We start from the raw sequence: 21,532 nt of genomic DNA on the forward strand, positions 1-21,532 counted from the left end.
ATGGCTCAGGGCGCCGAACAGGCGCGGGCGGCGGCGGAAGCCGCTGCCCGCCAGAGCTACGGCAGGCTCGTTGCCTGGCTGGCGGCGCGCACCCGCGATGTCGCCGGTGCCGAGGACGCGCTTGCCGACGCGTTCGCCGCGGCCTTGTCCAGATGGCCAGAGACCGGCGTGCCGGACCATCCCGAGGCCTGGCTGCTGACGGTGGCGCGGCGACGGTCCATCGACCAGCGGCGTCGGCGCATGACCGGCGAAGCGGGCCAGGCCCATCTCAGGCTCATTGGCGAAGAACTGGAACAGGAGATGGCGCGCGAGAAATGTCCCGACGACCGGCTTGGCCTGATCTTCGCCTGCGCCCATCCGGCGATCGACGCCGGCGTGCGTGCCCCGTTGATCCTGCAGACGATCCTCGGCTTCGATGCCGCCACCATCGCCTCGGCCTTCCTCGTCTCGCCCTCGACGATGAGTCAGCGGCTGGTGCGGGCGAAGTCGCGTATCAAGCATGCCGGCATCCCGTTCCGCATTCCCGAAAAGGCCGAGCTCGGCGAAAGGCTGCTGGCCGTTCTGGAAGCGATCTACGCAGCATTCGCCGAAGGCTGGACCGACGCCAGCGGTGCCGAATCCCGCCGCCGCAACCTCGCTTCCGAAGCCATCTGGCTCGGCCGGCTGGTGGTCGACCTGCTGCCGGACGAACCGGAGGCGCTCTGCCTGCTGTCCCTGATGCTGCATGCCGAGGCGCGCCGGCCGGCCCGCCGTAACCCGCTGGGCGAGTTTGTGCCGCTCGGCGAGCAGGACACCTTGTTGTGGGATGCTGGCCTGATCGGCGAGGCCGATGCATTGCTGCAGCGCGCCGGCGCCTTCGGAGGCATCGGCCGCTACCAGATCGAGGCGGCCATCCAGTCGGCCCATGCCGCGCGCCGTTTTGCCGGCCGCACCGACTGGGCGGCGATCGCCACCCTTTATGCCGGGCTGATGACGCTCTCGGCCTCGCCGGTCGTTGCCGTCAACCACGCGGTGGCTGTCGCCTATGCCGGCGCGCCCGAACAAGGTCTGGCCCTGCTCGACGCCATCGACGACGCCAGGCTCAACGAGTACCAGCCCTATTGGGCGGCGCGTGCCGAATTGCTGACGCTCTCAGGCAATCTCGCCGAAGCCGACAAGGCCTATGAACTCGCCATCGGCCTCGAACCCGACCAGGCCGTGCGCCGGTTCCTCAAGCGCCGCAGAGGCGACGCAGCTTCACGCCGCGGGCAGGTCAGCGGCTGAGCGCGGGGTCGCAGGCGCGCAGCATTACCGTCGCTTCGGCGTCTTCGCCAAGCGTCAGGCAGCCTTCACTGGAGCAGAGCAGCCAGCCGTCGCCGGTGGCGCCCGATGCGGCCAGCACCAGCACTTCCTGTGGGCCGACCTTCGGTGTGTAGCGCCACCAGCCGTTGTCGAAGACAGCGCCTTCGGGCGGGTCCATGCCGGCGCCCGAGCCCTGCACGCGGGCGCCAACGATCTGGAGTTTACCGTCGCTCACGCGCCAGTCTTCTTCCCAGCGCAGTTTTTCCACCGAATGTGTCCAGCTCAGCGTGAAGGCGGCCACCGCGAGCGCGGCCGCCTTTGAGCCGGCGACTATGCACAAGCCCACGGTCAGGCCTTGTTGCTCCCTGCTGCCGCTCCAGCTTCGGGCTGTCCGCGCGTGCGCAGCCAGTGAAGCCCTATGATCACGGCCGCAAGCGCGAAACCGATTTCGTCCGTCATCGGCAGGGCGGCGACCAAGGTGAAGGCCGCTGCGGTCGCCAGCAGGCGTTCCCATGCGACCATGCGCCTGCGCAGGAAGCCGACGACTGCGGCGCCCCAGAGGGCGATGGCCAACCCGGTCTTGAAGACGATGTAGGCGACTGCCGGCCAGTAACCGATGGCGGCTGCCATCGGCCCGCCTTCCTGAAGCATGAGCGAGGGAGTGTAGACCGCCATGAACGGAATGACGAAGCCTGCTGCTGCGACCTTGATGGCCTCGAACGAGATCTTCAGTCCGCTCTCGCGCGCGATTGGCGCCGCAGCAAAACAGGCAAGCGCCACCGGTGGCGTCAAGTCGGCCAGGATACCGAAGTAGAACACGAACATGTGGCTGACCAGAAGCGGCACGCCCAGTTCGAGCAGGGCTGGCCCGGCGATTGACGAGGTGATGATGTAGTTCGGGATGGTTGGAATGCCCATGCCAAGCACGATGCAGGTCACCATCGTCAGGACCAGCGACAGGAACAGGCTCGATTCGCCCACCGAAACGATGAACGCGCCGAAGGTTGTCGCGACTCCGGTCAGCGTCATCGTGCCGATGATGACGCCGACGACGGCGCAGGCGACGCCCACCGGCAGCGCCGTCCTGGCGCCTTCCGCAAGGGCGTCGCGGCACGAGATCAGCGTGTCGCGGCCGCCGCTGACGAAGGCGTTGACGGCGATCAGGGCCGCTGCCGCAACAAGGATCGCGCCGATGCCGATGCGAAAGAAGCTCGCTGCCACCAGGCCAAGCCCGATCCAGAAGACCATCCGGATGACCATTGAAGGCAGCCGCAGCGCCACCGAACCGCCGAGGATCAGCAGAACCGTCATCGCCAGGCCGATGGTTCCGGCATACAGCGGCGTATACCCGGAAAACAGCAGGTAGATCAGCACCGCCAGCGGCAGGATAAGGAACCAGCCTTCGCGCAGCGCGCGGATCGGCGAGGGCAGGTCCGCCCGCGGCAGCCCGTGCAGCCCGTGCTTGCCCGCTTCGAGATGCACCATCCAGAATGCTGAGGCAAAATACAGCAGGGCCGGAATGAGCGCTGCCTTCACCACCTCGTAGTACTCCACGCCCAGCGTCTCGGCCATGATGAAAGCCACCGCGCCCATCACCGGCGGCATGATCTGCCCACCCATCGACGCGGTCGCCTCGACGCCGCCGGCAAAGGCAGGGCGGTAGCCGAACCGCTTCATCAGTGGGATCGTGAACTGCCCGGTGGTCACCACATTGGCCACGCCAGAACCGGAAATCGTGCCCATCATGCCCGAAGCGATTACCGCTACCTTGGCGGCGCCACCGCGCGCGTGCCCGACGCAGCCCAGCGAGATGTCGGTGAACAGCTTGATCATGCCCGCGCGTTCGAGGAACGAGCCGAACAGGATGAACAGGAAGATGTAGGTCGCCGAGACGTAGATCGGAATACCGTAGATACCCTCGGTGCCGTAGGCCAGCTGGTCGATGACTTGCGAGAAGTCGTAGCCGCGATGGTTCAACGGCGACGGCAGGTACTGGCCGAACAACGCGTAAAGAAGGAAGCTTCCCGAAATGATCGGCAATGCCGGTCCCATCATCGCATAGGCGGCGAGGAATACGGTTGCCAGGGCGATCACGCCGAAGACCAGGTCGACCTGGTTCAGGTCGCCGGCCCTCAGGATCAACGGTTCATATTCGATGAACTGGTAGGTCGCCACCGCAACGCCGAGGAAGGCGAGCCCCCAGGCCAGCGCCTTGCCGGTCGCACCGGCGCCGCGCGCCGTCGCCACCAGTGGAAAGGCCAACAGCAGCAGGAAGGCGACATGGGTCGCCCGCAGGACCTGGCTCGGCACGCTCAGCACATGGGCCGCCGTGGCGATCTGGAACAGCGAGAAGGCAACCGCCGTCCAAAACAGCAGCCGGCCTTCGGGTGTCTTGGCAAAGCCGCTGCCGGTCGGGTCATGGAAATCGGCTGCGGGCGGGGAGACGTCGGGTCGCGACATCGCTGGCTCCGGCAAGGGCTATGTTGGAAGTTAGGGCGGCAAGGTGCCGCCCAGCTGGATCAGGCCTGTGCGTGGGCCGGGCCTACATCAGGCCCTTTTCCTTGTAATAGCGTTCCGCGCCCGGATGCAGCGGGATGGGCAGGCCCTTGGCGGCGCTATCGGCGGAGATCGCCTTCGCCGCGGCATGGGCTGCTGTCATCTGGTCGAGATTGTCGAACAACTGCTTGGTCATTTCATAAGCGAGGTCGTCCGACACGTCGGAATTCGTCACGAGGATGTTGGTGATCGCCAGCGTCGGCACGTCGGCCGACTGGCCTTCATATGTGCCCGCCGGAATCGTGGCTGCCTGGAATGGTGCGCCCAGCTTCTCGGCGACGTCGGCCGGCACCGCCACGACGGTGATCGGCAACGACACCGCAAGGTCTTTGATCGACGCGACGCCAAGTCCGGCAGACTGCAAGGTGGCGTCGAGCTGCCGGTTCTTGATCAACTCGACCGACTCGCCAAACGGCAGGTATTCGGTCTTGCCGAGGTCCTGGTAGCTCATGCCGAGCGCTCCGAAGATGGCGCGAGCATTGAGCTCTGTGCCCGACTTGGGGGCGCCGACGGAAAGGCTCTTGCCTTTCAGGTCGGTGAAGCTGCTGATTCCGGATTCCTTGGCGGCCACGATCTGCACATAGTTCGGATAGATGGCGGCGATCGCCCGCAGCTTGTCGAGCTTCTTGCTGAAGCCTGCCTCGGTGTCGCCTTCCCAGGCCGCCTTGACGGAATCGCCGAGTGCGAAGCCTATTTCGCCCTTGCCCTGCTGCAGAAGGTTCAAGTTCTCCACCGACGCCTTGGTTGCCTGCACCTGAGTGCGCACGTCCTTGATGCTCTTGCCGTAGATTTCCGACAACGCGACACCGAGCGGATAATACACGCCCGAAGTGCCTCCGGTCAGCACGTTGATGAACTGTTCCGCCTTGGCCGGAACTGCGGCCAGGGCGACACCGATGGCCACGGCGCCGGCAGCAAATAGCTTCGACTTCAGATGCAGCATGTATCTCTCCTCCGATTGACGCGCCCGCGCTCTGGTCTGCGCCGACTTGCGGGCATGTTAGCGGGAGGAGGTCAAATGCCAAGCCTCAATTGTTCACAGCAAACCTACGCTTCGTCCTCAGCCGCCCAGCCCTTCGAACAGCACCGTCGACAGATACCGCTCCGCAAAGGACGGGATTACCACAACGATGTTCTTGCCGGCATTCTCCGGCCGCGAGCCGACGATCACTGCCGCCTGCAGCGCTGCACCCGAGGAGATGCCGACCGGCACGCCTTCGAGACGCGCGACGAGGCGGGCGTTTGCCACCGCATCCTCGTTCGAAACCTTGATGATCTCGTCATAGACGGTCGTGTCGAGCACTTTGGGCGCGAAGCCGGCGCCGATGCCCTGAATCTTGTGCGGGCCGGGCTGGCCGCCCGACAGCACCGGCGAACCCTCGGGCTCGACTGCCACGACATGCAGCGAAGGCTTGCGGGCCTTGATCACCTGGCCGACGCCGGTGATCGTGCCGCCGGTGCCGATGCCGGCAACGAAGATGTCGATCGACCCCTGCGTGTCGTTCCAGATCTCCTCGGCCGTCGTCTGGCGATGGATCTCGGGATTGGCCGGGTTTTCGAACTGCTGCGGAATGATCGCGTTGGGAATTGTCTGCACCAGCTCCTCGGCCTTGGCAATTGCGCCCTTCATGCCCTTGGCGCCTTCGGTCAGCACCAGTTCGGCACCGAGCAGCGCCAGCATCTTGCGGCGCTCGATCGACATCGTCTCCGGCATGGTCAGGATCAGCTTGTAGCCTTTGGCGGCGGCGGCAAAGGCAAGCGCGATGCCGGTATTGCCCGACGTCGGTTCGATCAGCGTGCTTTTGCCCGGCTCGATGCGGCCGGCGGCTTCCAGCGCCTCGACCATGGCGACGCCGATGCGGTCCTTGACCGACGCGATCGGGTTGAAGAACTCCAGCTTGGCGATCAGGTTCGCGACGACGCCCTTCTCCCTGGCGAACTTGTCGAGCCGTACCAGCGGCGTGTCGCCGATGGTTTCGGTGATGGAGCCATAGACGCGTCCGCGACCTGGTACGCGCGTGGAGGTAACGGGCTTGTTCATCGATTTCGCTCCCTAGGATTGCCTGAGATGTGAACTGCGAAGATAGGGGGTCGCAGGGCAAATTCCGAGTGGGTGCCGTGCTGATTAGGCAAGGCCCACGGAAACATGTTTCCGTGGGCCTTGATTTGTAGGAATGAAATTCCAGTCCGCCTGTCTACTGGCGGACCGCGATGGCAGCGGCGGCACCAACCATGAAACCGGCTGCGGTGCGGTTGAGCAGCTTGAGCGCGCGCGGCGTCTTGAGGAACCAGCGCGCCTGCGAAGCCAGCGCCAGGTAGGGCACCAGCACGATCAGCAGCACGACGATCGTGACAGCGACGAGAATGCCGTAGTCGCCCAGCGTCAACGCATGCAGGTCGACGACCGTCGGCATGATCGCCATGTAGAAGATCATCGACTTGGGATTGCCCAAGGTCACCGTCAGCCCGGCGAGGAAGCTCGAGAACAGTCCGCCCTTGCCGTTCCTTGCCTCGACCGTCTCCGGCGTGATGCCGCTGGTCCAGAAATTCCAGGCGAGCCAGGCGAGATAGGCGACGCCGAGCCACTTGATCGCCAGGAACACCATGCCGAAGGACTGGGCGACAAAGGCAAGGCCAAGCGCTACGGCGGTGAGATAGGTGAGATCGCCGAGCACGATCCCGAGCGACATGGCCAACGACGAGCGGAAGCCCGAGCCGAGCGCGCGCGCCACCAGCGCCGTCACGCCCGGACCAGGAATGGCGGCAGCGATGGCGAGCGCACCGCTATAGGCAAGAAAACCTGTAAGGGTCATGGCGGAATCCAGGCAGGATTGAATGGTCGCGCTATCGCACGAAAGCGGTATCCATGGAATGCCGCGGGGATTGGGCCAGCGTTCACATTTTTCAGGAATTTGCCCTGTACGCTCAGAAAATGCCCTGGAGAGATCGACATTCGTCCCCCCGTCGTGTAGGCGCACGGTCCGATTGCGGCCCGGCAGACGCATGGGGTCGCCCGTTCATGCACAAAATTCAGGACTAGGTGATGCGACCGGCTTTCGGCGGCATAGACTTCGGCACTTCCAATTCGACCGTCGGCGTTATCGAGAACGGCCGTCCGCGCCTCGTTGCGCTCGAGGGTGAAAACGTCACGCTGCCGTCGGCCATCTTCTTCAACTTCGAGGACAACCAGACGGCCCTTGGTCGCCGCGCCATCGGCGAATACACCGACGGCGCCGAAGGCCGCCTGATGCGCGCGCTGAAGAGCGTGCTCGGCTCCTCGCTGGTGCATGAGAAGACGCGCATCAAGGCGCGTTACATCGCCTTCACCGACATCGTCGGCATGTTCGTCGGCCATCTCAAGGACCGCCTGGAGAACCACGTCGGCGAACCGGTCGAAAACGTCGTGCTCGGCCGTCCGGTGCAGTTCGTCGACGACAATCCCGAGGCCGACGCGGCTGCCCAGAGCGAGCTCGAAAAAGCCGCCCGCGCCCAGGGCTTCAAGCACATCGATTTCCAGTTCGAGCCGATCGCCGCCGCACTCGACTATGAGCGCACGGTGACGCGCGAGGAACTGGCGCTGATCGTCGACATGGGCGGCGGCACCTCCGACTTCTCCATCGTCCGCGTCTCGCCCGAGCGCGCCACTTCCGGCGACCGCAAGGCCGACATCCTGGCCAATCGCGGTGTCCATATCGGCGGTACTGATTTCGACCGCCTGCTGTCGATTGCCCACGTCATGCCCGAACTCGGCTACCTCACGCCGACCAAGGACGGCAAACGCAACCTGCCGGCGGGCTATTTCATCGACCTCGCCACCTGGCAGCGCATCAACCTGCTCTACACGCCCAAGGCGATGCTCGACTTGCGCGCAATCCGCTTCGAGGCCGAGCGTCCCGATCTTATCGACAGGATGATCGAGGTCGTCGATCAGCGTTTCGGTCACGCGCTGGCGACCAAGGTCGAAAAGGCCAAGATCGAGCTGACCGATGCGACCGAAACCGCCATCGACGTCGCCCTGCCGGGCGCCAAGTTCACGGCGTCGCTGACCAGGCAAGGCTTGGAAGACACTATCCGCGGTGCCGTCGAGCGCGTTACCGCGACCGTCGCCGACACTCTTGCCGAAGCGCAGGTCGGCGCCAAGGACATCACCGCCGTGTTCCTGACCGGCGGCTCGACCGCCATCCCGCTGGCGCGCGAAAGCATCCTGGCGCTGGTGCCGGGCGCCCAGATCGTACAGGGTGACGCCTTCGGCTCCGTCGGTCTCGGCCTCGCCCTCGACGCCCAGCGCAAATTTGCTTAACGCTCCAGGGTGCTGGTCTTCCCGGGCTTGAGCAGGTCGAGTGCGTCCCGCACTGAGGCGGCGTAACTGACGGCGGGATGCTTGACGCCGTGGTTGATCAGCATCCGTCGCGTCTGCGGCGATGCTCCTGTGATGAAGAAGCGGACACCTGCCTGCCGTGCCTTGCGTGCGGCGCCTTCGAGCACGTTCGCTGCGGTGGAATCGAGAAACGGCACGCCCGAGCAGTCGAGAATGAAATTCTTGCGCTGGTCGGCGATGCGGTCGAGCACAGCCCCCACCGTCGAGGCCGCGCCAAAGAAGAACGCGCCCGAGATACGGTAGATGACGGTGTCGGCATCGCCCGCATCGCTCGCCTCATAGGCGTGGCGGCTGCCATTGGTGGCGTCGGCGACATCCTCCTGCACCAGTGGCTGATCGCTCTCCACCGCGATGCTTTTTGCCATGCGGTCGATGAACAGGATCGAACCGAGCGCGAAGCCGACGACGATGCCTTCGGTCAGGTCGCGGAACACCACCAGCAGGAATGTGACCATCAGCACCAGCGCGTCCCCCCATGACGAGCGGATCAGTGTCGCGAAGGCCTGCTTTTCGATCATGTTCCAGGCCACGACCGCCAGCACACCGGCGAGAGCTGCGAGCGGGATGTAGGCGGCAAGCGGTGCGGCTACCAGCATGAAGGCGAGCAAGAACAGCGAATGCAGAATGCCTGATACCGGGCCGTGCGCGCCCGCCCGCACATTGGTTGCCGTTCGGGCAATCGTACCGGTCACGCAGATGCCTCCAAACAGCGCGGCACCGATATTGGCAAAGCCTTGTGCCACCAGTTCGCAGTTCGAGCGATGCCGCCTGCCGGTCATGCCGTCGGCAACGACGGCGGACAGCAGTGACTCGATCGCGCCGAGCAGCGCGAAGGCAAGCGCGTCCGGCAGTACCGCAATCGCCTTGTCCACACCGAAGCTGGGCAGGGCAGGCCAGGGCAGGCCGCGCGGAATGCCACCGAAACGCGTGCCGATGGTTTCTACCGGCAGGTCCAGCAGGGCAACGGCCATGGAAGCGACGCCGACCGCGATCAGCATGCCCGGCCAGCCGGGGCGCCAGCGTTTGAGCATCAGGATGGTGCCAATGGTCAGCACCGTAATCGCCAGGGCCGCGATGTTGAGCGTGCCCATCGCATCAACCAGTGCCATCAACTTCGGCACAAGCGGACCCGGTTCCTTGCCGCTGAGCGTCAGTCCGAACATCTCGCTGATCTGGCTGGCGAAGATGATCACGGCGATGCCTGCGGTGAAACCCACCGTCACCGGATAGGGAATGAACTTGATGTAGGTTCCGAGCCGGAGATAGCCGATCGCCGCCAGGAACACCCCAGCCATGACAGTGGCGAGGATCAGCCCGTCCACGCCTTCGCGCGCCACCGTTGCCGCCACCAGAACGATGAAGGCGCCTGCCGGACCACCGATCTGGAAGCGGCTGCCGCCGAGAGCCGAGACTATGAAGCCGCCGACGATTGCCGTGAACAGCCCTTTGTCAGGCGACACACCCGATGCGATGGCGATTGCCATCGATAATGGCAGAGCCACGATTGCCACCGTCAGCCCCGAAATCGCGTCGGCCTTGAACTGCAGCGCGCCATAGCCCTCGCGGAAAACAGTCACCAGCTTGGGCGTGAACAGTTCCGCGAAAGTCGGTTGCCCGTGCTTCCCTGATCCGTATCGCCTTGGATTGCCGCCTGCATTCATCATCCGCACCACTGGAAACGCGGCGGCTTCGTCGGCAAGACTGTCGGCGGTCGCCGTCGCGACTACATCATGCGGATAGCCGGAAGCTTCACGCCTTCTTCTTCAGGCGCACGCCCCGACCGCCGGTCTCGCTCTCGCCGATCAGTTCCACCCCGGCATCTTCGATCGCCTGGATGACCTTGGTCAGCGTATCGACCACGCCACGCACCACGCCCTCGCTTGCTTCCATGCGCTGGATCGTCGGCACCGAGACACCGGCCATTTCGGCGAGCGTCTTCTGGTCGATGCCTGCCAGCGCTCTTGCGGCGCGCATCTGTGCGGCTGTGATCACTGAGGTGGTCCCGTCTCGATCCGCATCACGAATGTATCATACATTCATGATGATGTTTCAAGCATCATTATTGATGCCTGAGCCCCATATCATTCATCGGCCTCGGCCGGCCGCATGAAGCGGCGGCTGATCAGCCAGCACAAAGTCGCCCAGGCAAAGCCCGCGCACCAGCCCGCTAGCACGTCCGAAGGCCAGTGCACGCCGAGATAGACGCGGCTGATGCCGACCATGAGCGTGGTCAGGATGCCGATGGCAAAGACGAAGACCGTCGCCGCCCGCCCGGGCAGGAAGCGTGCCAGCAGCGCCCCCAGCGTCAGATAGGTGACCGCCGATAGCATGGCGTGGCCGCTTGGAAAGCTCATCGTGTGCACCTGCGCCAGATGCGGCACGAGGTCGGGCCTGGGGCGGTCGATGCCGAGCTTGAGCAGGCTCGACAGCACCTGGCCGCCGGCGACCGAGACGAATACGAACAGCGCCGGTCCCCAGCGCCTGGACATGCCGAGATAGATGATGCTGATCGCGGTGATGTAGATCAGCACCGAGGCGCTGCCCAGCGCTGTGATATCGCGCATCGCCTCTTCCACCCAGGAGGGGCCGATCGGATCGGCGGTGTTGCCGGCCGCGCGGAAGAACAGCAGGATGTCGGTATCGAAGGCGTGCGGTGCGGCGTCGCGGGCGATCTCCGACAACTCGACGAAGCCCCACAGGCCGCCGGCAATGATGATGCCCGCCGCCAAAAGCGAAAACTCGATCCTGTTCCACAATCTCTGCTGCATCGTCCTGCCGTGTCTCGGGGCTGTTCTGCCCTTGGGATGGCCGCTTCCCGACCCATTCGCAACAGGTGGGGATGGCTTTCCCAAAGAAAAGGCATGCAATGCAAAAGGTCGCAGCAAACCAACTCGCGTGAGCACTCAGGTCACGTTTTTGGGTGCTGTGGATTTTCGGCCAATCTGTCATGCTGTTGTTATGCACGGCAACTAGCGGTCTCGGCGAACCCCAAGCCGAACACCCCAGCCAGAGGTCGACGCCATGAACCAGCCCCATGATCAGAAATTCCGCACCTCGATGCTCGAGGAGAATGACGGTCCCGGTCACAACCCGACCGACAACCGCACCATGGGCGACATCATCGCCAAGCGCTTCTCCCGCCGCAGCTTCCTCCAGGGTTCGCTCGCCGTCTCGGCCATCGCCGCAACCGTAAGCCCCATCGCAATCCTGCTCGCCGACGACGCCCGCGCCGCCTCTGCCTCCGCTTTTGCCTTCGACGAGATCGAGGCCGGCATCGACGACAAGCATCACGTCGCCGCTGGCTACGACGCCGACGTGCTGTTGCGCTGGGGTGATCCGATCTTCGCCGACGCGCCCGAATTCGATCCGACCAACCAGTCGGCGGAAGCCCAGGCCAAGCAGTTCGGCTACAACAACGATTATGTCGGCTATATCGCCCTCGAAGGCTCGTCCGAGCACGGCCTGCTGGTGGTCAACCACGAATACACCAACGAGCACCTGATGTTCCCCGGCATCGTCAAGATCGTCGAGGGCAAGATCGAGGTCGCGCCAGCGGACCAGAAGCGCGTCGACATCGAGATGGCGGCCCATGGCGGCACCATCGTCGAGATCCGCAAGGAAGCGGGCAAGTGGCATCCGGTCCGCGACGGCAAGCTCAACCGCCGCATCACTTCGACCACCGAGATGCAGCTGACCGGCCCGGCCGCCGGCCATGATCGCCTGAAGACCAATGCCGATGCCACCGGTACCAAGGTGTACGGCACGCTCAACAACTGCGCCGGCGGCGTCACGCCCTGGGGCACCTACATCATGGCTGAGGAAAACTTCCACGGTTATTTCGGTGGCGAGCTGCCGGCCGATCATCCGGAGGCCGCCAACTACAAGCGCCTCGGCGTGCCGGAAGGCACTTATGAGTGGTTCAAGTTCTACGACCGCTTCGACGTCTCCAAGGAACCGAATGAGCCCAACCGCTTCGGCTGGATCGTCGAGGTCGACGTCAACGACCCGAACTCGCTGCCTAAGAAGCGCACGGCACTCGGTCGCTTCAAGCACGAGGGCGCTGAATCCATCGTGGCCAGCGACGGCCGCGTCGTCTTCTATCTCGGCGACGACGAGCGCTTCGACTACGTCTACAAGTTCGTGACCAAGGGCAAGTTCAACCCCGACGACCGTGCCGCCAATCTCGACCTGCTCGACGACGGCACGCTCTACGTCGCCAAATTCGCCGAGGACGGCACCTTCGCCTGGCTGCCGCTGGTCCAGGGCGACGGCCCGCTCACGGCCGACAACGGCTTTGTCAGCCAGGCCGACGTGGTCATCGAGACGCGCCGCGCCGCCGACCTGCTCGGTGCCACCAAGATGGACCGCCCCGAGGACATCCAGCCCAATGCCGTCAACGGCAAGGTCTATGTCATGCTGACCAACAACACCAAGCGCAAGGCCGACCAGGTCGACGCTGCCAACCCGCGCGCCGAAAACGCCTTCGGCCACATCATCGAACTGATCGAGGACGGCAGCGATTTCACCGCCACCAAGGGCAAGTGGGAAGTGCTGCTCAAGTGTGGTGACCCGTCGGTCGCCGAGGTCGGCGCGTCATTTTCGACTTCGACCACCCAAAATGGCTGGTTCGGAATGCCCGACAACTGCGCCGTCGACTCCGCCGGCCGCCTGTGGGTGTCGACTGACGGAAATTCGCCCAAGGCCACCGGCCGCACCGACGGCCTGTGGGCCGTCGACACCGAGGGCGCGGCGCGCGCCACCTCGAAGCTGTTCTTCCGCGTGCCTGTCGGCGCCGAGATGTGCGGCCCGCTGTTCACGCCCGACGACCAGACCGCATTCGTTGCCGTCCAGCATCCGGCCGACGGTGGCGAGGATTGGGAAGGCTTTGGCCGTCCGTCCTATTATGAGGACCTGTCGACGCGCTGGCCCGACTTCAAGCCCGATATGCCGGTCCGACCGGCCGTCGTCGCCATCACCAGGCAGGGCGGCGGCAAGATCGCCGTCTGATAGAAGTCTTTGTGCCTGAGGGAAGCGGCCGCGTTCAGCGGCCGTTTTCATTTTCCGGCCAGCGCCGGCCCGAGCGTGATCAGCGCCACCGCCACCACCGCGAGCCCGACGCCGATGCCCTGTATGCCGCTCAGCTTCTCGCCAAAATAAATGATGGCCACCGCGTTGACGGCGATCAACTGGATCACCGCCGACAGCGAGAACGACACCGACATGCCGAAGTCCCGCACCAGGCGCAACATGATCAGGTTGCCCAGCGAATAGAGGATCAGCGTCACCACCAGCTTGCCGATGGTCGGCTCGACGCCCCAGGTCTTGGCGACCATCGCGGCGATGAGGAAGATGACGGTCGAAAAACCGAGCAGCGAAAGGCCGACGACGGACATTTTTCAGGCAAGCTCCCACAAATGTCCGGCGATTTGCTCCGAATGCCGCGCCAACGTCAAGCAAAGCGGCGACACGCTCCAACGTTATGGCGCCATGCGACGCAAAAACCCTCCCGTCCGGAAACGGGAGGGCGCTTGGCTTCAGGTCTTGGGAACCCCTGATTCCATCAGGGATAGGTACACTTGCCCTTCTGCGGTTCGCCCTGCGGGCCCGGTGTGCCGGTCTCCTCCCAGTCGCCGCCATGGCTGATGCAATAGGAGATCATCAGGTTGCACGACGCCTTGTTGTTGCAGGTCTCGACATGGCCGTGGGTCTGTCCGCCGCCCGGCGCCTTGAGGCCGAGCTGGTGCGGCGGCGGTGCCGGCACGCGGGCCTTGAGCTGGGCAGCCGATGCAGCACCGGCAAAGGCCGACATCGAAAGTGCGAGCGTCGCGATCAGCGACGAGCGGATGATGGTGTTGGTCATGTTCATTTCGGTTCTCCTCTGGGACACTTTGATCTTGCGGCTCACCGGCCGCCACGATCGTGTGTGTCGGGGCTGGAGAAGAAGGTTCACGGCGGAGCTGGAAAAAAGTTCGGACGATCTTTGAGGCCTCTTGCCATCCCGCGAAAACAGGCTGTCGGGCGGCAACCCGACAGCCTATTCGCCACTCACGGGGATCGTTGCAACAATCCGCCCGGAAAGCGCCAGGTCGTCGTTCGTCGCCATCACCGCCAGCGACGTCACCGGCAGTTCGGCCAACACGCGCCGCCGCCACCGCTCCGCCAATCCTGCCAGATCAGTCGTCTCCGCAGCGGTCAGAGCCGCCGCGAAATGGTAGAGGCCGACCACATGGAAGCGGGTCTGCCGCGCGCCGCAGGCTTGCTGGACCAGGCCGAAGACATCTTCGTCGTGGTGGCAGCAGGGATAGACCGGCAGGTAGATCCGGCCGGTGTTGATCCGGCCGAGGAACGGCCCGCCGAGGCGCAGGGCAAGTGCTCCCAGCGGCGCGAGCGCTACGGTCACAGCCTGCACGCACCGCGCGATGTCGGGCTCGGACAGGCCACCGACGATGGTGGCATGCAGCTTGCCGGCGCGCTCGCGGCCGAGCTGCCAGGCGATCTTGTCGCTGAACGAAAACGAACGCAGCTCCGCCTCGAATGCTTGGAACGTATCGCTGCGGCCGAGCGCCTGGGCGTCGATGGGGACGACAAGCGAATGGCGCGGCGTGTCATAGCGGCCATTGCGATAATCCGTGCCGTCCTTGCCGGCAATGATCTCGGCATGGCCTGGAGCAACCAGCGGCAGATGGGCAAGCCTATAGGCATCGTCGAAGGTCAGCGTCTCGCCGGGACCGAAGACCCGGCGCGACGCGTCAAAGGCCATGACGTTGTCGTTGCAGAATTTCATCCTGAAACGTCCATGCGGCGGGTTCCCCCTGCGCGCTCATCCCGTTCGCGGCTTGACCATCAGCACCCAGTTCTCGCCTGCACCGGTCCAGCCATCCTTGACCATCGGCTCGGAGGCGACCTCGCGATAGCCGACGCTTTCATAGAGATGGCGGGCCTTGGTGTTGGCGTCCGAAACGATCAGGCTGGTGCCGGTGCAGCCGGTGGCCTCGGCGATCGCGTCGGCCATGGCCAGTAGCCGCGAGCCGTAGCCGCGCGCCCGTGCCTCCGGCAGCGTCGCCATGACGTTGACATACCAGCTGCCCACCGCCATCGCCTCGAGCATGTTGAATGGCACGAACATCGCCGGCGTGTCGGGGTCGGGCAACGACGGCTCGATCGGATAGCCGATCAGGCAGGCAATCACCTTGCCATGTTCCAGTACCACCGCGTTGCGATAGGAAAAGCTGCCTTGCTCGCGTTGCGCCCGCTGGCGGCCGACCTCCCAGGGGTCGCCACCTTCGGCCATCTTGGTCCAGAGATAAAGCGGCAGCCCGTCGCCAGCCATGTTGACCAGCTTGGCCAGGATCGCGGCGTCCTCCTTGGTGGCGGGCCGCGCCTCGGCAGTCAAACCCTCGTCGCGGTGCGCCTTTTCGGGCATGACATGCTCCTCCAGTCCACAGCGTCCCCTCGCTGCGGCAGTATAGGAGCGCGCGTTCCGGGCGGCGTCAACCGCCGACCGCGTGTGTCTCGGGCAGGCCCGCCACCACCTCAGTCTTTACGTGCGCCAAGGCCAACCAGCCTGTCCAGAGAAAGCTGTCCGCCCCCATAAGCAGCCAGCGCCAATGCCATCGCCGCCCAGGGCAGATGGAAATTGGCCCAGCCCTCCGGCACCGTCAGTTGGATCACTGCCGTCATCGCCAGGATGCCGAGGGCGGCAAAGCGCGTGCCGAGCCCCAGCACCAGCAGGATCGGCAGCACAATCTCGCCGATGCCTGCCAGCGTCGCCATCAGGATCGGCGCCGGATAGGGGTACTGGCTGCCGAGGATGTGCAGCGAAAACTCCTGGGTAAACAGATAGCGCGCGCCGTTGGACAGCGTCAGGAAGCCGTCCCATTTGGTCAGTCCCGACTTGAAGAACGGCACGGCGATGGCAAAGCGCAGCGCCAGGAGTGGCAGCGCCTCGGGGATCGCCGCAATCGCTGACTCAATGCGCCGGATCGCGGAGCCCAAGCCGGCCTTGTGCGCCATTGGCGCGTGGTTGATGTCGCTCATCTCATGTCTCCTTGTTGGTCAGCCACGCCGGCGAACATGCCGAGCGCGACCAGGCCGACGATGGCGCGGCCGAAGTCGAATGCCGGGTCCGTGTCGAAGGCTTCAGCCGCGGCGTCGCCGATGCTGTCGCCGCGCAACAGCGCTGCCGCGAACACCGCGTCCGCCTCGGCGATGACATGCACGGCCACCTCGATGTCCGGCCGGGTGATCACGATGCTCTCCGGCTCGAGCACCGTCTGCACGCGGACCTCGTCGCCCTGGTGGGCCTGCCAGATCGTCCCGATGGAAAACTTCGAACGAACCAGCGCCGCCGCCGGATGCGCAATGAGGGTGGCGCTGCCGAGCCGCTCGGGCGCCAGCCTTGCCAGCGCCGCGACGTCGAGCGGAACGATGTCGGCGGCGTGGTAGGCGCGGGTCCAGTAGGCCTCCAGCCGCGCCGTGTCGGCGAGATAGGGCAGGGCGGCGGCCGGGGCGAAGCCGGCGACGAAATCGGGAAAGCTGTCGCCATAGGCAAACATCACCGGGCTATCGGGCAGCGTCGTTGCGATGAAGGCGCGTGCCATGCCGTTGAAGAAGTCGTCGCCGACAAGCCGCCGCAGAACCGGGAAACGCTGGCTCAGCGCCTTGGAGAGCGAAACCGCGACATTGTTGCGGTAGACGGCGAAGCGCGCCGCATCAGCCTCGCCGCGCGCGCTGGTCACGCCGTCCGGCAGCGGTCGTGTGGCATCGAGCAAGGCTGAGGCAAACGTGTTCTGGTCCATCGTCACGCGCGCCTGGAAAACCGCGCATCGCGCCGCAGCGCTGCCTCGTCGAGCACGGCCTCGGCGCGCGTGGCCTCCGCCAGCAGCACGGCAAAGGCCGGCACGTCATTGTCCCATTCGATCAGCGTCGGTACCGGGCCGGTGCGGCCGATCGTGTGGCGATAGAGCGAAAAGACGTCGTCGGCGACTGTCGAATTGTGGGCGTCGATCAGCAGCCGGTCACCGGCGCCGTCGACGGTCTCGTCATAGCCGGCGAGGTGGATCTCGCCGACGCGCTCGACCGGGAAGCGGTCGATGTAAGCGAACGGGTCGAGCCTGTGGTTGATGGCCGACACCATCACGTTGTTGACGTCGAGCAGCAGCCCGCAGCCGGTCCTTTCGGCAATGGCGTCGAGGAAGTCGATCTCGTCGATCGTGCTGTCTTCGAACAGGATGTAGGTCGAGGGATTTTCGAGCAGCATGCGCCGCCCCACCGCCTGCTGCACCTCGTCGACATGGGCGCTGACATGCGCCAGCGTCCGGTTCGTATAGGGCAGCGGCAGCAGGTCGTTCAGGAAGCCGGCGTCATGCGTCGACCAGGCCAGATGTTCGGAAAAGGACTGCGGCTGGTAGCGGTCGATCAGCCGCCGCAGCCGCGCCAGATGCGCCTTGTCGAGTGGTCGTTCGGCCCCGATCGACAATCCGACGCCGTGCAGCGACAGCGGATAGCGCGCAACGATCTCGGACAGTGTCCGGTGCGGCGCACCGCCGTCGCCCATATAATTCTCGGCATGGACCTCGAAGAAGCCGATTTCGGGCTCGGTCGCGATGATTTCGCCTATGTGCTCGGGTTTGAGGCCAAGGCCCGCGCGGGCGGGTAGGGACTGGCCGCTTTGTGTACCGGTATTCATGCTGGGTGCTCGGATGGGTCGGGCAGGCGAGATGGGGCCCGGCGCGCCGGGCCCCATGTGCATCACATGGCAGTTGGCTCGAGCATGCCCTTGTGACCGTCGACGTCCATCGTCGTGCAGGTGCCGGCCGGCACGGCCTTCCAGGCGTTGCCCTGATAGTCCATGGTCGAGGTGCCGGCGCAGGTCGTGCCTGCTCCCGCGGCGCAATCGTTCTGGCCCTTCAGCGAAATGCCGTAGCACTTTTCCATGCCGACCATCTTTTCAGCCGGCAGCGGGGCGGCAAAGGCGGACGAGGCAAGTGCCGATGCGAGCGAGCCGGCGAGAGCAAGGGCTAGGGTCTGGCGATTCATGACGTTCTCCTGATAAAGGATTGACAGGGAAGCGTTCTGCGTCCCATGCCGTCGACTTCGCCGGCACCTCGCCATTCGTTACGCCGGGCCGTGAACACGGTTTCGTGAGTGAGACGGCAGTTGGCGTTGTAACATTTCTGCGTCGACTGAAGTAACAAACGGCTTTTTAAGCCGAAGAGAAGGAAGACAGGCTTGACGAGGACGGATGACGCCGAACTCGCTCGGCTTTTCAGGGCGGCAATTTCAGGTGACGAAGGCGCATACGCTGCCTTTCTCGATGGCGTGGCGCAATTGGTGCGCGGATACTGCCGCAGACGTATCGTGCATGGCGGCGTCGAGCCGGAGGATGTCGTCCAGGAGGTTCTGCTTGCGATTCATCTGAAGCGTCATACCTGGCGCCAGGATGAAGCAGTGACGCCTTGGGTCTACGCCATCGCCCGCTACAAGCTGATCGATGCCTTCCGCCGCCGCGGCAAGCGCATTGAGGTCGACATCGCAGACTTCGCCGAAACGCTCGCCGAGCCCGAGAAGGACGAAGTGGGCGAGCGCGACATCGGCCGTGCGCTCGACGGCCTGGCCCCGGTGCAGCGCAGTGTCGTTGCCTCGGTTTCGGTCGAGGGCGCCTCGATCGGCGAGACGGCCAATGCGCTTGGCATGACCGAGACGGCGGTGCGGGTGGCGCTGCATCGCGGCCTCAAGGCGATCGCGCATCGCTTCAGACAGGACTGAACGGAACGGAAATGGAAACGAAGAATCTCATCACGGCGATTTCCAGCGACGCGGCAGCAGGCCGGCGTTCGTTCGGCACGCTGCTGCGCGCCGCCTTCGTTGCGGCAAGCGTCATTGCCGCTGTCGTCTTTTCCGTCGTCGCCGGCCCGCGCGCCGATTTTGCCGCCGCCGCCGAAACCTGGCGTTTCCTCCTCAAATTCGTTGTCACCCTGGCGCTGGTTGCCACATCGGGTGCGGTGGCTATTGCACTCGCCCGTCCCGGTGCACGGCTTGGCATGCGTGTCGCGTTGCTCGCTGCCGCACCCGCCATCCTGCTCGGCGCGGTCCTGATCGAACTCACCACCATTGCCCCTTCTGAATGGGCGACCCGGCTTGTCGGCACCAACAACATGGTTTGCCTGACGCTGATCCCACTCATCGGTCTCGGCCCGCTCGCCATCTTCCTCGTCGCCATGCGCCAGGGCGCGCCGACGCGGCCCAGCCTCGCCGGTGCCGCCTGCGGCCTGCTCGCCGGCGGCCTTGCCGCGACGCTCTACGCCGCCCACTGCTTCGACGACTCGCCGTTTTTCGTCGCCACCTGGTACACGCTGGCCATCGCCATCCTGACCGTCGTCGGCGCGATCGCCGGCCGGTACGTCCTGCGCTGGTAGCAAAGCGCCGCAAAGCCGCGCTTGTTAACCCTTGCGGCCCCTGCTAAAGCGCGGCGCATGACCACACCGCTCGACCACATCCGCAATTTCTCCATCGTTGCCCATATCGATCATGGCAAGTCGACGCTTGCCGACCGGCTGATCCAGTCCACCGGCGGGCTGGAACTGCGCGAGATGACCGAGCAGGTCCTCGACAACATGGACATCGAGCGCGAGCGCGGCATCACCATCAAGGCTCAGACCGTTCGGCTCAACTACCGTGCCAACAATGGCGAGGATTACATCCTCAACCTGATCGACACGCCCGGACACGTCGACTTCGCCTATGAAGTCTCGCGCTCGCTGTCGGCCTGCGAGGGCTCGCTGCTCGTCGTCGACGCTTCCCAGGGCGTCGAGGCGCAGACACTGGCGAACGTCTACCAGGCCATCGACAACAACCACGAGATCGTCGTCGTCCTCAACAAGATCGACCTGCCCGCCGCCGAGCCCGAGCGCATCAAGGAGCAGGTCGAGGAAGTCATCGGCATCGACGCCTCGCAAGCCGTCCACATCTCGGCCAAGACCGGCCTCGGCATCGAGGACGTGCTCGAGGCGATCGTCACCCAGTTGCCGCCGCCGCGCGAGGGCGACATCGACGCGCCGCTCAAGGCGATGCTGGTCGACAGCTGGTACGACACCTATCTCGGCGTCATCGTCCTGGTGCGCATCATCGATGGCAAGCTCAAGAAGGGCCAGACCATCCGGATGATGGAGACCAACGCCAAATATCTGGTCGAGCGTACCGGCGTCTTCACGCCGAAGATGGTCCAGGTCGACGAACTCGGCCCGGGTGAATTCGGCTTCTTCACCGGCTCGATCAAGGAAGTGGCCGACACCCGCGTCGGCGACACCATCACCGAGGACAAGCGCCCCACCGCAAAGGCCCTGCCGGGCTTCAAGCCGGCCCAGCCGGTGGTGTTCTGCGGCCTGTTCCCGGTCGACGCCGCCGATTTCGAGGACCTCCGCGCCGCCATGGGCAAGCTGCGCCTCAACGACGCCAGCTTCTCCTTCGAAATGGAAACCTCGGCCGCACTCGGCTTCGGTTTCCGCTGCGGCTTCCTCGGCCTGCTGCATCTCGAGATCATCCAGGAGCGGCTCGAGCGCGAGTTCAACCTCGACCTCATCGCCACCGCCCCCAGCGTCGTCTACCGCATGAACCTCAATGACGGGTCGACCAAGGAACTGCACAATCCCGCCGACATGCCCGACGTGGTCAAGATCGCCGCGATCGAGGAGCCGTGGATCCGCGCCACCATCCTCACCCCGGACGATTATCTCGGCTCGATCCTGAAACTCTGCCAGGAGCGCCGCGGCATTCAGGCCGACCTCTCTTATGTCGGCAAGCGCGCCATGCTGGTCTACGATCTGCCGCTCAACGAGGTCGTGTTCGATTTCTATGACCGCCTGAAGTCGATCTCCAAGGGCTACGCCTCCTTCGACTATCACCTGACCGACTACCGCGAGGGCGACCTCGTCAAGATGTCGATCCTGGTCAATGAGGAGCCCGTCGACGCGCTGTCGATGCTCGTCCATCGCACCGCCGCGGAAAAGCGCGGCCGCGTCATGGTCGAGAAGCTGAAGGAGCTGATCCCGCAGCACATGTTCAAGATCCCCGTCCAGGCCGCCATCGGCGGCAAGGTCATTGCCCGCGAGACCATCTCGGCGCTGCGCAAGGACGTCACCGCCAAGTGCTACGGCGGCGACGTCACCCGCAAGCGCAAGCTGCTCGAGAAGCAGAAAGAGGGCAAGAAGCGCATGCGCCAGTTCGGCAAGGTCGACATCCCGCAGGAAGCCTTTATCCAGGCGCTCAAGATGGGCGACAACTAGCGTTCTCTTTTTCCTTCTCCCCGTTCACGGGGGT

22 protein-coding genes are annotated in these 21,532 nt (G+C 64.8%); 6 read left to right on the forward strand and 16 right to left on the reverse strand.

Annotated elements, in window-relative coordinates; translation table 11 throughout:
* Window positions 1-1,263, forward strand: coding sequence for an RNA polymerase sigma factor (locus tag HNQ95_RS05325; protein WP_067954530.1), 1,263 nt, complete (start codon window positions 1-3; stop codon window positions 1,261-1,263).
* Here the strand turns inward: HNQ95_RS05325 and HNQ95_RS05330 are convergent.
* From HNQ95_RS05330 to HNQ95_RS05350, 5 genes are all read right to left on the reverse strand, one after another.
* Window positions 1,253-1,627, reverse strand: coding sequence for a DUF1850 domain-containing protein (locus HNQ95_RS05330; protein WP_067954528.1), 375 nt, complete (start codon window positions 1,625-1,627; stop codon window positions 1,253-1,255). The two genes, HNQ95_RS05325 and HNQ95_RS05330, sit on opposite strands and share 11 nt — an antisense overlap.
* Window positions 1,628-1,629: 2 nt before the next feature.
* Entirely contained in the window at window positions 1,630-3,741 is a 2,112-nt protein-coding gene (locus tag HNQ95_RS05335) for a TRAP transporter permease (RefSeq protein ID WP_154384704.1), read from the reverse strand.
* 82 nt (window positions 3,742-3,823) lie between these two features.
* Window positions 3,824-4,780 carry a TAXI family TRAP transporter solute-binding subunit gene (locus HNQ95_RS05340; RefSeq protein WP_182573538.1) on the reverse strand — a complete coding sequence of 319 codons (957 nt, stop codon included), beginning with the start codon at window positions 4,778-4,780 and terminating at the stop codon, window positions 3,824-3,826.
* A 117-nt stretch (window positions 4,781-4,897) separates the two neighbouring features.
* Window positions 4,898-5,878: a cysteine synthase A gene (gene cysK / locus HNQ95_RS05345; protein WP_067954523.1), complete on the reverse strand. Its 981-nt coding sequence runs from the start codon at window positions 5,876-5,878 to the stop codon at window positions 4,898-4,900.
* A gap of 154 nt (window positions 5,879-6,032) precedes the next feature.
* On the reverse strand, window positions 6,033-6,650 hold the full coding sequence (locus tag HNQ95_RS05350; RefSeq protein WP_154384706.1) for a LysE family translocator: 618 nt from the start codon (window positions 6,648-6,650) through the stop codon (window positions 6,033-6,035).
* 230 nt (window positions 6,651-6,880) lie between these two features.
* Between HNQ95_RS05350 and HNQ95_RS05355 the strand changes: the two genes are divergently transcribed.
* A complete protein-coding gene (locus HNQ95_RS05355) occupies window positions 6,881-8,137 on the forward strand; it encodes an Hsp70 family protein (protein ID WP_067954518.1) in 1,257 nt (418 codons plus the stop codon).
* Here HNQ95_RS05355 and HNQ95_RS05360 read toward each other — a convergent pair.
* From HNQ95_RS05360 to HNQ95_RS05370, 3 genes are all read right to left on the reverse strand, one after another.
* Window positions 8,134-9,879 (reverse strand): SulP family inorganic anion transporter, encoded by a 1,746-nt coding sequence (locus HNQ95_RS05360; RefSeq protein ID WP_154384707.1) that lies wholly within the window; start codon window positions 9,877-9,879, stop codon window positions 8,134-8,136. The two genes, HNQ95_RS05355 and HNQ95_RS05360, sit on opposite strands and share 4 nt — an antisense overlap.
* An 85-nt stretch (window positions 9,880-9,964) precedes the next feature.
* Window positions 9,965-10,207: a helix-turn-helix domain-containing protein gene (locus HNQ95_RS05365; protein ID WP_067954516.1), complete on the reverse strand. Its 243-nt coding sequence runs from the start codon at window positions 10,205-10,207 to the stop codon at window positions 9,965-9,967.
* Window positions 10,208-10,296: 89 nt separating this feature from the next.
* Window positions 10,297-10,983 carry a phosphatase PAP2 family protein gene (locus HNQ95_RS05370; RefSeq protein ID WP_067954514.1) on the reverse strand — a complete coding sequence of 229 codons (687 nt, stop codon included), beginning with the start codon at window positions 10,981-10,983 and terminating at the stop codon, window positions 10,297-10,299.
* Window positions 10,984-11,236: 253 nt separating this feature from the next.
* Here HNQ95_RS05370 and HNQ95_RS05375 point away from each other — a divergent pair, with 253 nt between their 5' ends.
* Window positions 11,237-13,222: a PhoX family protein gene (locus HNQ95_RS05375; protein WP_067954512.1), complete on the forward strand. Its 1,986-nt coding sequence runs from the start codon at window positions 11,237-11,239 to the stop codon at window positions 13,220-13,222.
* 47 nt (window positions 13,223-13,269) lie between these two features.
* Here HNQ95_RS05375 and HNQ95_RS05380 read toward each other — a convergent pair whose 3' ends face one another.
* From HNQ95_RS05380 to HNQ95_RS05415, 8 genes are all read right to left on the reverse strand, one after another.
* Window positions 13,270-13,608 (reverse strand): hypothetical protein, encoded by a 339-nt coding sequence (locus HNQ95_RS05380; RefSeq protein WP_067954510.1) that lies wholly within the window; start codon window positions 13,606-13,608, stop codon window positions 13,270-13,272.
* A 167-nt stretch (window positions 13,609-13,775) separates the two neighbouring features.
* Window positions 13,776-14,081, reverse strand: a complete 306-nt coding sequence (locus HNQ95_RS05385; RefSeq protein WP_067954508.1) for a hypothetical protein — start codon at window positions 14,079-14,081, stop codon at window positions 13,776-13,778.
* 168 nt (window positions 14,082-14,249) lie between these two features.
* Window positions 14,250-14,999, reverse strand: coding sequence for a hypothetical protein (locus HNQ95_RS05390; RefSeq protein WP_154384709.1), 750 nt, complete (start codon window positions 14,997-14,999; stop codon window positions 14,250-14,252).
* A gap of 36 nt (window positions 15,000-15,035) precedes the next feature.
* A complete protein-coding gene (locus HNQ95_RS05395) occupies window positions 15,036-15,638 on the reverse strand; it encodes a GNAT family N-acetyltransferase (RefSeq protein WP_083948223.1) in 603 nt (200 codons plus the stop codon).
* Window positions 15,639-15,748: 110 nt separating this feature from the next.
* Window positions 15,749-16,252: a DoxX family protein gene (locus HNQ95_RS05400; RefSeq protein WP_154384710.1), complete on the reverse strand. Its 504-nt coding sequence runs from the start codon at window positions 16,250-16,252 to the stop codon at window positions 15,749-15,751.
* Entirely contained in the window at window positions 16,249-17,013 is a 765-nt protein-coding gene (locus tag HNQ95_RS05405) for an HvfC/BufC N-terminal domain-containing protein (RefSeq protein WP_182573537.1), read from the reverse strand. Before HNQ95_RS05405 ends, HNQ95_RS05400 begins: the two co-directional genes overlap by 4 nt.
* Before the next feature lie 2 nt (window positions 17,014-17,015).
* Window positions 17,016-17,903: an MNIO family bufferin maturase gene (bufB, locus tag HNQ95_RS05410; RefSeq protein WP_154384712.1), complete on the reverse strand. Its 888-nt coding sequence runs from the start codon at window positions 17,901-17,903 to the stop codon at window positions 17,016-17,018.
* A gap of 62 nt (window positions 17,904-17,965) precedes the next feature.
* Entirely contained in the window at window positions 17,966-18,253 is a 288-nt protein-coding gene (locus HNQ95_RS05415; protein ID WP_067954498.1) for a BufA1 family periplasmic bufferin-type metallophore, read from the reverse strand.
* Window positions 18,254-18,445: 192 nt separating this feature from the next.
* Between HNQ95_RS05415 and HNQ95_RS05420 the strand changes: the two genes are divergently transcribed.
* From HNQ95_RS05420 to lepA, 3 genes are read left to right on the forward strand one after another with little or no spacing between them, the layout of a single operon-like run.
* The gene (locus HNQ95_RS05420; protein WP_067954496.1) at window positions 18,446-18,982 is read left to right on the forward strand and encodes a sigma-70 family RNA polymerase sigma factor; all 537 of its coding nucleotides are present in this window, start codon (window positions 18,446-18,448) and stop codon (window positions 18,980-18,982) included.
* 11 nt (window positions 18,983-18,993) lie between these two features.
* A complete protein-coding gene (locus HNQ95_RS05425) occupies window positions 18,994-19,632 on the forward strand; it encodes an NrsF family protein (protein WP_182573536.1) in 639 nt (212 codons plus the stop codon).
* 57 nt (window positions 19,633-19,689) lie between these two features.
* Entirely contained in the window at window positions 19,690-21,498 is a 1,809-nt protein-coding gene (gene lepA, locus HNQ95_RS05430) for a translation elongation factor 4 (protein WP_182573535.1), read from the forward strand.
* Window positions 21,499-21,532: the final 34 nt, after the last annotated feature.

Origin of the sequence: Aminobacter ciceronei, assembly GCF_014138625.1 — a bacterium.
Taxonomy (GTDB): domain Bacteria; phylum Pseudomonadota; class Alphaproteobacteria; order Rhizobiales; family Rhizobiaceae; genus Aminobacter; species Aminobacter ciceronei.

Coding starts and splice junctions, on each gene's coding strand:
- HNQ95_RS05325 (WP_067954530.1), top strand. CDS start 1: ATGGCTCAGGGCGCCGAACAGGCGCGGGCGGCGGCGGAAGCCGCTGCC.
- HNQ95_RS05335 (WP_154384704.1), bottom strand. CDS start 3,741: ATGTCGCGACCCGACGTCTCCCCGCCCGCAGCCGATTTCCATGACCCG.
- HNQ95_RS05340 (WP_182573538.1), bottom strand. CDS start 4,780: ATGCTGCATCTGAAGTCGAAGCTATTTGCTGCCGGCGCCGTGGCCATC.
- cysK (WP_067954523.1), bottom strand. CDS start 5,878: ATGAACAAGCCCGTTACCTCCACGCGCGTACCAGGTCGCGGACGCGTC.
- HNQ95_RS05350 (WP_154384706.1), bottom strand. CDS start 6,650: ATGACCCTTACAGGTTTTCTTGCCTATAGCGGTGCGCTCGCCATCGCT.
- HNQ95_RS05355 (WP_067954518.1), top strand. CDS start 6,881: ATGCGACCGGCTTTCGGCGGCATAGACTTCGGCACTTCCAATTCGACC.
- HNQ95_RS05360 (WP_154384707.1), bottom strand. CDS start 9,879: ATGATGAATGCAGGCGGCAATCCAAGGCGATACGGATCAGGGAAGCAC.
- HNQ95_RS05370 (WP_067954514.1), bottom strand. CDS start 10,983: ATGCAGCAGAGATTGTGGAACAGGATCGAGTTTTCGCTTTTGGCGGCG.
- HNQ95_RS05375 (WP_067954512.1), top strand. CDS start 11,237: ATGAACCAGCCCCATGATCAGAAATTCCGCACCTCGATGCTCGAGGAG.
- HNQ95_RS05380 (WP_067954510.1), bottom strand. CDS start 13,608: ATGTCCGTCGTCGGCCTTTCGCTGCTCGGTTTTTCGACCGTCATCTTC.
- HNQ95_RS05385 (WP_067954508.1), bottom strand. CDS start 14,081: ATGAACATGACCAACACCATCATCCGCTCGTCGCTGATCGCGACGCTC.
- HNQ95_RS05390 (WP_154384709.1), bottom strand. CDS start 14,999: ATGAAATTCTGCAACGACAACGTCATGGCCTTTGACGCGTCGCGCCGG.
- HNQ95_RS05395 (WP_083948223.1), bottom strand. CDS start 15,638: ATGCCCGAAAAGGCGCACCGCGACGAGGGTTTGACTGCCGAGGCGCGG.
- HNQ95_RS05400 (WP_154384710.1), bottom strand. CDS start 16,252: ATGAGCGACATCAACCACGCGCCAATGGCGCACAAGGCCGGCTTGGGC.
- HNQ95_RS05405 (WP_182573537.1), bottom strand. CDS start 17,013: ATGGACCAGAACACGTTTGCCTCAGCCTTGCTCGATGCCACACGACCG.
- bufB (WP_154384712.1), bottom strand. CDS start 17,903: ATGAATACCGGTACACAAAGCGGCCAGTCCCTACCCGCCCGCGCGGGC.
- HNQ95_RS05415 (WP_067954498.1), bottom strand. CDS start 18,253: ATGAATCGCCAGACCCTAGCCCTTGCTCTCGCCGGCTCGCTCGCATCG.
- HNQ95_RS05425 (WP_182573536.1), top strand. CDS start 18,994: ATGGAAACGAAGAATCTCATCACGGCGATTTCCAGCGACGCGGCAGCA.
- lepA (WP_182573535.1), top strand. CDS start 19,690: ATGACCACACCGCTCGACCACATCCGCAATTTCTCCATCGTTGCCCAT.